At 72.3% G+C, this 9,223-nt stretch carries 6 protein-coding genes; 2 read left to right on the top strand and 4 right to left on the bottom strand.

Going from position 1 to position 9,223, the window contains the following annotated elements; genetic code table 11:
* Nucleotides 1-143: 143 nt before the first annotated feature.
* Both IEW03_RS16025 and IEW03_RS16030 read left to right on the top strand, forming a co-directional pair.
* Nucleotides 144-4,730, top strand: coding sequence for a glycoside hydrolase domain-containing protein (locus IEW03_RS16025; RefSeq protein WP_229738269.1), 4,587 nt, complete (start codon nt 144-146; stop codon nt 4,728-4,730).
* Nucleotides 4,727-5,845 (top strand): right-handed parallel beta-helix repeat-containing protein, encoded by a 1,119-nt coding sequence (locus IEW03_RS16030; protein WP_188524695.1) that lies wholly within the window; start codon nt 4,727-4,729, stop codon nt 5,843-5,845. Before IEW03_RS16025 ends, IEW03_RS16030 begins: the two co-directional genes overlap by 4 nt.
* 24 nt (nt 5,846-5,869) lie before the next feature.
* Here IEW03_RS16030 and IEW03_RS16035 read toward each other — a convergent pair whose 3' ends face one another.
* From IEW03_RS16035 to IEW03_RS16050, 4 genes are all read right to left on the bottom strand, one after another.
* Nucleotides 5,870-6,763: an NADP-dependent oxidoreductase gene (locus IEW03_RS16035; RefSeq protein WP_188524717.1), complete on the bottom strand. Its 894-nt coding sequence runs from the start codon at nt 6,761-6,763 to the stop codon at nt 5,870-5,872.
* A gap of 304 nt (nt 6,764-7,067) precedes the next feature.
* Nucleotides 7,068-7,460: a hypothetical protein gene (locus IEW03_RS16040; RefSeq protein ID WP_188524696.1), complete on the bottom strand. Its 393-nt coding sequence runs from the start codon at nt 7,458-7,460 to the stop codon at nt 7,068-7,070.
* Between the two features lie 51 nt (nt 7,461-7,511).
* Nucleotides 7,512-7,805, bottom strand: a complete 294-nt coding sequence (locus tag IEW03_RS16045; protein ID WP_188524697.1) for a barstar family protein — start codon at nt 7,803-7,805, stop codon at nt 7,512-7,514.
* Nucleotides 7,805-9,223 (bottom strand): polymorphic toxin-type HINT domain-containing protein (locus tag IEW03_RS16050; RefSeq protein WP_229738271.1); only part of this gene is annotated, 1,419 nt, incomplete at its 5' end. The genes IEW03_RS16045 and IEW03_RS16050, both read right to left, overlap by 1 nt.

Below are 9,223 nucleotides of genomic sequence, written 5' to 3' on the forward strand. Positions count from 1 at the left end.
GGAGGGCTGCGGGGGTTGCAGGACATCAGACGTCTGACTAGTGTGCTGAATCGTGACCGGTTCGACACCGAACCGCTCGCTTGCGATCACGATGTGTCCGGCAACGATGCCGTCGCCGCGACCGATCCGGAAGGCACGCATCAATGATGAAGCGCCCGCTCCTCGCGACGGCGATCGCGGCAGCCCTCCTGCTCGCCCCCCTGCCGGCGGTCGCGTCGGCCGCTGCACCGGCAGCGGACCCTCCCGCGACGGCCGACGGCCGCACCTCAGGCGGCCTCCCCTTCACGGACGTCGCGTCGAGCTACAGCGACGGGTTCGCACGGTCCCGCATCCCCGCCCTGACGACCGCGCCGAACGGTGACCTGCTCGCCGTCTACGACGGCCGCCCGACGATGGCCGACCTCGCGTCCGACATCGCGGTCGTGATGCGCCGCAGCACCGACGGCGGGCACACCTGGGGGCCGCAGCGGCTGATCCGCGGGGACGACGAGATCAACGGGTACGGGGACCCGAGCGTCCTCGTGGACCGCGAGACCGGCCGGATCTTCGTCTTCCACGCCTCCTCGGTGAACCAGGGCTACGCGGGCTCCGGGACCGGCAACGACCCCGACGACCCCGACATCCTGCACCCGGACTACAGCTACAGCGACGACGACGGCCGCACCTGGAAGCACCGGCGCCTCACCGCCACCCTCAAGGACCCGTCCTGGGGCGGGATGTTCGCCGCCTCCGGCGAGGGCATCCAGCTGCGCCAGGGCCCGCACGCCGGGCGCCTGATCCAGCAGTACGTCGTCCGCGCCGAGGGTGGGAACCACGCGGTCAGCGCGTACAGCGACGACCACGGCGAGACATGGCACGCGAGCGAGACGGTCGGCCCGGGCGCGGACGAGAACAAGACCGTGGAGCTGTCCGACGGGAGCGTGCTGCTGAACAGCCGCGCCGCCCCGTTCCGGCAGGTCGCCCGCTCGACGGACGGCGGCGAGACCTACACGCCGTTCGAGGCCGACCGCGAGCTCGTCGACCCCGCCAACAACGGCTCGATCGTCCGCGCCTATCCCGACGCCGCACCGGACGACCCGCGGTCGTCGATGCTGCTGTTCAGCAACACCGAGGACGACGGGATCCGCCGCAACCTCACGATCAAGATGTCCTGCGACGACGGCGAGACCTGGCCGGTCCGGAAGGTCGTCGAGGAGGGCGCCGTCGGGTACTCGACCCTGACCCCGCTCGGCGACGGCAGCTCGGACGACGACCTGGGTGGCCGGTACGGCCTCCTGTTCGAGCGCGCCGGCTACCAGCACATCTCGTACACCGAGCTCGACCTCGACTGGCTCGACGGCGTGTGCGCGCCGCTCCAGGTCGAGGCGGTCGGGGAGCTCGCCGCCGGGGAGCGGACGCCGCTGTCGGTGACGGTCACCAACCAGTCCGGGAGCACCGTCCCCGCCGGCCGCGTCACCCTGGACGAGCAGGACGGCTTCGCCGCCGGCCGCGTCGTCGTACCGGCCCTCCGGCCCGGACAGTCCCGGTCGGTCCGGCTCGACGTGGAGCCGGGCGTGACGGTCGCCGACGGCGAGCACGACCTGTCGGTGCGATACACCGCCCAGGGATCGACCTCGTCCGTGCAGGCGGCCGTGACGGTGGACAACCCCGCGCCCGACGAGCGGGCGGAGCTCACGGTCACCCCCGTCCTCGACGCGATCTACACCGGGGGAGCGGGCGGCTACGAGGGCGACCAGATCGCGCCGTGGATCCGGGTCGCGAACACCGGCAACATGCCGTTGAGCGCGATCTCGGCGACCGGACCGGACAACGCGCGCTCGTGCGACCGGCCTCGCGCGCTCGCCCCGGGCGACTCCTACGTCTGCCGCAGCGTGCGGCACACGGTGACCGCCGCGGACGTGTCCGCCGGCGCATGGCGCGCCACGTTCGACTTCCGGGCCGAGGCGACGGGAGGGCGGGTCGTGACGACCTCGGCACCCCTGGCACCGGTCGACCTGGTCGGCCCGTCGGACCCGGCGTCCACGACGTCGGTGTGGGTGCCCTCGGGTGCGTTCGAGGCGTCGTCGTTCGTCCGCGTCCCCCGGGTGGGCTCAGTCGGGCAGCCGCTCGACGAGGGGCGCACGCTGCGCCTGCAGGTGCCGGTCGCCGGTCGCGCGTCCGCCCAGCTGGCGGTGACCGCACCGCACGGCGCCTCCGACGTCGAGGTCGAGGTCACCCGCCTACGCGGGCCCGACGGCAAGCTGCCCGCGGACGCCGTGGCCGTGCGCTACCCGCAGTACGTCCCGGACGAGGTGAACGGCGGCGTCGTCGCGGACCCGCTGCGCGACGTCGGCGCCGTCGACATCGAGCGCGGCCGCAACCAGGCCGCCTGGCTGACCGTCGAGGTGCCCGCCGGTACCGTGCCCGGCACCTACTCCGCCGAGGCCACCGTGCGCGACGCCCACGGCGTGATCGGTCGCTGGCCGTTCGTCGTCGACGTCCCGGACGTCGCGCTGCGCGCCATGGACCAGCGGCCGTTCGTCCTCGACCTGTGGGCGCACCCGGACGCCGTCGCCGACCACCACGGGGTCGAGCACTGGAGCTCCGAGCACTGGACCGGCCTGCGGCCCTACCTCGAGGACCTGGCCGCGCACGGCCAGGACGTCGTGAACGCGGCCATCGTCGAGGACCCGTGGACCATGTACGACGACGGGCAGCCGGTGCCGCAGACGGCGTCGTCGTACCGCTCGACCGTCGAGTGGACGTGGGACGGGCAGAAGTTCTCCTTCGACTACACGAACTTCGACCGGTACGTCGAGGAGTCCGGCGACGCGGGCATCGACGGCGAGATCCACGTCTTCGCCATGCTCCAGTTCCGTGGCGCGGAGCTGCTCACCTACACGGACAGCCGGACTGGAGAGCAGGTCCGGGAGGAGGTCGAGCTCGGCGGCGAGCGGTACCGCGAGGGATGGCGGGCGTTCCTGCGCGACTTCCGCGCCCACCTGGAGGCCAAGGGCTGGTTCGAGCGCACCCGGCTCGCCTTCGACGAGCGGCCGTCGGCGACCATGGAGGTCGCCTACGACGTCATCGCGGACGAGGCACCCGCCTGGAGCGGCAAGGTGGCGCTCGCGGCGAACTCCCTCGCCGAGGCGGACCTGGCCCCGTTCATCAGCTTCAACTACTCGTTCCTGGACCAGGTCCCGGACGAGCTCATCGCGCAGCGGCGTGCCGAGGGCCAGCCGACCCTCTTCTACACGTACTACGAGCCGCAGCTGCCCAACACGGTGACCGCGTCCCCGCCGGTCTCCACCCGTGCCCTGGGGTGGGTCGTGGAGCAGCGCAACCTTGACGGGTACCTGCGATGGACGTACAACTCCTGGCCCGAGGACGTCTACCAGGACCCGTCGTACCGCTACGGGCAGGGAGACGAGTACCTCGTGTACCCCGGCGCGGACGGCCCCGTGTCGTCGATCCGCTGGGAGGTGTTCCGCGACGGGCAGGACGACGCCGAGGTGCTCGACCTGGCGCGCGCCGAGCTCGGCGACGACGCCCCCGTGCTCCGGGAGGCGCTGGAGACCGTGGACGCCGACGCGGCGGACGAGGCGGCCACCTGGGCGACGATGCTGCAGCAGCGCGCCGACGTCGTGGACGCGATGTCGGCCGACGGCGCCGCGGTCACGGTCGACGCGCCGGCGGAGTCCGTCGCGTACGGCTCGACGGCCGAGCTCGACGTCGTGGTGACGGCCGGGAGCGACGGGCTGCAGGACGTCGAGCTCGACCTGCCCGCCCTGGCCGGGGAGAACGTGCAGGTCACCGCACTGGACGGGGACGACCTCGCGCCCGGGCAGAGCGGCACCTGGCGGGTGCGGGCCGACGTCCCCGACGGGGCCCGCAACCTGATGGTGCTCGCCGGGCAGGTGCTCGCCGGGGACCGGGAGGTGGGCTCCTTCACCTGGGTCCCGACCGTCGAGAGCCCCGTCGCGGCCGCCGGGCCGATCACCGTGGACCGGGCGAGCTCGCCGGACGCCACCGCACCCGTGGTCCTCGGCGTGCCCGTGCGCAACGCGTCGGCCGCCGCCGCGACGGTGCGCATGGACGTCAGCGGGCTGGACTTCTGGCGGGTGGACGCGGCGGACGTCGAGGTCGAGGTCGCGCCTCGCACCTCCACGGTGCTCGAGGTGCCGCTGCACCCCGACGGCGCCGTCGGTGCGAGCGTCGTGACCGCCGCGCTGTCCTTCGAGGGGCAGCAGCTGGCGGGCCCGACCTCGTTCGACCTCGTCTCGGGCGGCGTCCACGTCTCGGACCTCGCCTGGTCCGACGTGACCAACGGCTGGGGGCCGGTGGAGCGGGACCAGTCCAACGGTGAGGACGAGGCCGGCGACGGCCGCACCCTGAGCGTCGCCGGCCGCACCTACACCAAGGGCGTCGGTGCCCACGCCGTCTCCGGGCTCAGCGTCGACCTCGGCGGGACCTGCACGAGCCTGCGCACGGACTACGGCATCGACGACGAGATCGGCGGCGCCGCGAGCCTCCGGTTCGAGGTGCGCGGCGACGGGGAGCGGCTGTGGAGCAGCGACCTGGTGACCCGCGCGTCCGGCAACCAGCACGCCGAGATCGACGTGACAGGCGTCGAGCGGCTGCGGCTCGTCGTGAACGACGGCGGCAACGGCAACGGGCAGGACCACGCCGACTGGGCGGCTGCCTGGCTGGCCTGCGACGCCGGCGCCCACCCGCCGGAGGTGCGGGGATGACCGACCAGGACGGCGCGCGCTCGCGGCGCGGCGTGATCACGGCCGGCCTCGGCGTGGTTCTGGCGGGCGGCGCGGCGTCGGTCGCCGGGGCGCCGCCGGCCGTCGCGCGGCAAAGGGCCCGGGGCGCGGCCACCGAGGGCGGCCTGCCGGTCGTGCGTCCGGGCGACGACTGGGCCGAGGTCCTCGCGCGGACGCCCCGGGTGCAGCTCGAACCCGGCGCCGTGTACACGCTCGGGGCGACGGTGTCGCTGCCGTCCGGCTGCCTGGTCGTCGGGAACGGCGCGACCGTGACCGTCGCGGACGACGGACTCACAGCGTTCGAGATCACCCGGCGCACCGACGTGACCCTCACCGGGGTGCGGCTGGTGGGTCGCGCTGCGGACCCCGCCGGTTCCGCGCCGGCGTTCGCCCACGTCGGCGTGCGGATCACCCGCAGCAGCGACGTCCGCGTGACCGGTTGCGACTTCGTCTCCTGGCGGGGCGCCGGGGTGGTAGTGACCGGCTCGGCGTCGGACGACTACATGGAGTACCGCACCCAGGTCGCGGGCAACACCTTCCACCGCTGCTACTTCGGGCTCTCGCTCACCGACCGGGCCGAGTACGGGAGCTGTCGCGGGAACACCTTCACCGGCTGCCGCCTGGCGATCTGGGCCTCGTCGGGTAACTGGAACGTCGCCGACAACGTGGTGGTGTCCTGCGACGGCGCCTACTACGCGATCGCGGCCACCAGCCCCTACGGCGCACTGGCGTCCGACAACTGGAACCACGGATCCGTCGTCGGGAACACGTTCAACCATGCCAGCGCGGGAGGGGACGGGTGGGGAGGCAACCTGGCGTTCCCCCTCGGCGGCAGCCCGCGCGACCCGGGTTCCGGCGTCGTGGTCGAGGGCCTGCTCCCGCCGACCTTTGCGGGGAACACCCTCTGGTACACGGACATCACGGCGTCGCACCTGGCAGGCACACGGTGGCTGCTCTCCGGCTGCACGATGTCGAACCTGACGATCCACCAGTCGGGCACCGTCCCTGTGCACCTGGTCGGCACGCAGGCCAACGGGGAGCAGAACCTGCCGCGCACGGTCGGCGAGGTGAAAGACCTTCTGGCAGGCCTGGGCTGACGATGCCGCGTGGCCCGCACCCGGTCAGGGGACGAGCACGACCTTGCCGCCGGGGTGCCCGGACTCCACCAGCGCGTGGGCGCGCGGCGCGTCGGCCAGGGGCAGCACCGCCGCGACGGTGGTCGTGAGGTCGCCCCGTGCGAGCGCCGCGACGACGTCCGCCAGCTCGTCGGCGTCCTGCTCCGACCGGGAGCTGAACTCCACGCCGAGCCCCGCCGCGGAGTCGTCCGCGATGGTGACGATCCGGTCGGTGCCGCCGCGCAACATGATCGAGTCGGGCAGCACGCCGGCGCCGGTGGTGTCGAGGACGGCGTCCACGCCGGCGGGCGCGAGGGCCTGGACGCGCGCGACGAGACCGTCGCCGTAGGTGGTGGGCGTCGCGCCGAGCGCGGCGACCCGGCCCTGGTTGTCGGCCGACGCCGTCCCGACGACGCGGGCGCCGCGGCGGACCGCGAGCTGGGTCGCGAGCTCGCCCACGGAGCCCGACGCCCCGTGCACGAGCAGCGTCTCGCCGGGGCGCACGTCCAACCGGCGCAGCACGCGCTCGGCTGCCTCCGCCGCGACCGGGAGCGTGACGGCGTCGGTCGCGGCCAGGCCGTCCGGGACCGTCGCGAAGACCGCCGTGAGCGCCAGCTCCGCGTAGCCGCCGGAGGCGGCGAACCCGACGACCCGGTCACCGGGCACGACGCCGGTCACGCCCTCTCCGAGCGTGTCGACCACCCCCGCGACCTCGAGCCCGGGCACCACCGGGAACGCCGGCGGGCGCATGCCCGGGATCGGCGCGGCCCGCAGCTTCGTGTCCCACCCGTTGACGGCGGCCGCCTCCACGCGCACGCGCACCTGACCTGGGCCCGGCTCCGGCGCGGGCACCTGGGCCTGGTGCAGCACCTCCGGGCCGCCGAACGTCTCGAAAACCATCGCCAGCACGTCGTCCTCCTCGGGTGGTGGTCCAGTGGGCTACAGCCGGAGCCCGGCCGGGTCCAGGGTGTCGGGCGTCCACAGCACGCCGTCGCAGTCCGACACCCGCCCGGCGCGGCCCGGTACCGCGCGGCCCCGCGTGCGACGAGCGCCCGCTCGACCCGCGCGTACGGGCCCTCGTCGGTCGAGATGATGAATGCGCCTCGCACGCGTGCTCCTGGGGTGGGTTGTCGACGATCGTGCCCCGTCCCGCCCGGCGGGGCCAGCGATGCGGCGAGGCGACCGGGCCCCAGGTGAGATTCCGTCAGCTACCAGCGGCAGCTTCGGCATCCCACCCGACGCGGAAGGTGCCGCTGTCGAAGATCTCGACGACGGCCGGGCAGCCGGAGTAGTCGCCGGTCGCCGGGTCGATCGTCGCCTCGGTGGGCGCGAGGTGTCCCGTGGCGACGAGGTCGTGGATGTCGTCAGCAGTGCCCATGAGTTCGATCAGCTCGTCCCATGAAACCTGGAGCCCGTGGGGCGAGCGAGCCACCTCGTCTTCCAGCTCAAGGATGGTCAGGCCGCGAATCCCCTTGCCGACGAGTTCCAGCTCGCGCAAGTACCAGACGAGGGATCCGGCATGCGATGCGTCAAGCGCTGCTCGCAACTGGTTGGTGAGCGTATCGCCTGAATCCCGGTGAATCTGATTGAGGTCCATTATTGGCCGCGACCTACAGTCGCTTGCCAAGAGGGACGAGATGGGGCACGTTCATTCGAGGCTGAACTCGAATCGCTCGTCCCATCCGTAGCTGGCATCTTCTTCTGCGATCCGGGCGAAAAGTCTGATGATCTTGGCGTACAGCTCATCGCCGAGGCTCGACCGGCTCTCCTCTGCGTTCCTCCAGAAGATGTGAATGGGGCGCTCGATGTCGTTGGAGAGCCGGTCGCGGAGCGCTGCAAGATTGCGACCGTAGTAGGGGCCGAAGTCGAGCTGGCGCTCCAGGGCTTGGTGGAGGTCGAGCTCGGAACGGATGCCAGTTCCGTCAAGAATGACGTCGACCATTATTGCTTCCACCTCGGCAGTTCATAAACAGATTCATAGTGGTCAGGTGTCACGTATGCGAGGCCGTCGTCTGAGTAGAGCAGGCGGGTTCCTGGTTGCTTGGCTCGCGTCATGTCGTTCCGCAGGCCGATATCAGCCTCGTGCCAAGAGCGCCCATCCTTGACCGGGAGGCCGATCGAAGCAGGATCGTCGAACTTGTCGCCGCCGAGTTGTCCGCCCGGCTTGTGGTTGCCTAGGGCCTTTCCCGGCTTCCAGCCGGCCGCTATTGCGTCTGCCTTGGTCAGGTACTCCGGAGGGAGCTTGCCGGTGGTCCGCAAGCTGTCGACCACCGGATTGGCCATCTCCGCAGTCTTGAGGTTCTTGGCGAGCTTCGCGGCGCCCGCAGCGCTGTGCGCCCCCGAGTTGTGGACGAGGACGGGGAGGGTGCCGGCGAGGACGTAGTAGTTGTGGTGGGTCTCGACGTGGAAGTTGTAGACGGTGACCGGGCCGTCGGTGGCGTCGGGGTCGCGCTGCTCGATGTGGATGCTGTCGAGCGTGACGGTGCCCGTGCCGTCGCCGGTGTCGGGGGTGAGGAGGAGGTCGCCGGGCTGCAGGTCGCGGGCGAGGATCCAGCCCATGTTCTGAACCATGAACGGGTGCTCGTCGGTGGTGGTGACGACGTGGCCACCGATGGTCAGGTGGTGGAGCGTGGTGGTGGTGCGCACGAACGTCTCGGCCACGGTCTGCAGCTCGTCGGCCCCGGTGGCGAGGTTGTGGGCCCAGACCTTGTCGCCGGCGCGGATGTCCTCGATCGGTGTGGCGCCGTCGGGGCCGTCGGGGGTGCGGATGAGGGTGCCGGCGGTGAAGCAGGTCCCGAACCCGACCTTGCACCAGGCCTTCTTCGCCCCGGACTTCATGCCCTGCTTGACCGCGGCCTTCGACAAGCCCGTGGCGGCCTTCGCCGCCCCACCGAGGCCGATCACACTCAGGGCGGCGCCGGCGATCGCGATCCCGGCCTCGGCCCAGGACCGTTCCCCGGTCGCGGCGAGCGTGACGTTCGCCAACGCGGACACGATCGCCGCGACCGCGGCGACCACGATCAGTACCCCGGCCAAAGCGGTGCCGACCACGGGGATGAACGCGACCACCACGGCCAGCAGGCCCGCGACCATCGAGACCATGTCCGCGATGTCGGCGATCGCGGCGACGACCTTGGAGCCCCAGTCGTCCCACCAGCCGTCGTTCAGGTCGTCGCCGGAGGTGATGTCCTCGATGCGGGAGATCGCGTCGCTGGCGGCCCGGTCCCGATCGGAGGTCGCGGTCTCGATGGTCGACCGGGCGGCCGCGAGCTGCCCGTTCGCGTCGTCCGCGTCGCCGCCCGCGGCCTGCGCCTGCTGGGCGTACTCGCGCTTCTCCTCGGGGTCGCTCGCACCGTCGGC

This window comes from Isoptericola cucumis, assembly GCF_014635665.1.
GTDB classification, from domain to species: Bacteria; Actinomycetota; Actinomycetes; order Actinomycetales; family Cellulomonadaceae; genus Isoptericola; species Isoptericola cucumis.

Bases quoted from the DNA above. Each gene is read 5' to 3' on its own strand.
- IEW03_RS16025 (WP_229738269.1), top strand. From the start codon at position 144: ATGATGAAGCGCCCGCTCCTCGCGACGGCGATCGCGGCAGCCCTCCTG.
- IEW03_RS16030 (WP_188524695.1), top strand. From the start codon at position 4,727: ATGACCGACCAGGACGGCGCGCGCTCGCGGCGCGGCGTGATCACGGCC.
- IEW03_RS16035 (WP_188524717.1), bottom strand. From the start codon at position 6,763: ATGGTTTTCGAGACGTTCGGCGGCCCGGAGGTGCTGCACCAGGCCCAG.
- IEW03_RS16040 (WP_188524696.1), bottom strand. From the start codon at position 7,460: ATGGACCTCAATCAGATTCACCGGGATTCAGGCGATACGCTCACCAAC.
- IEW03_RS16045 (WP_188524697.1), bottom strand. From the start codon at position 7,805: ATGGTCGACGTCATTCTTGACGGAACTGGCATCCGTTCCGAGCTCGAC.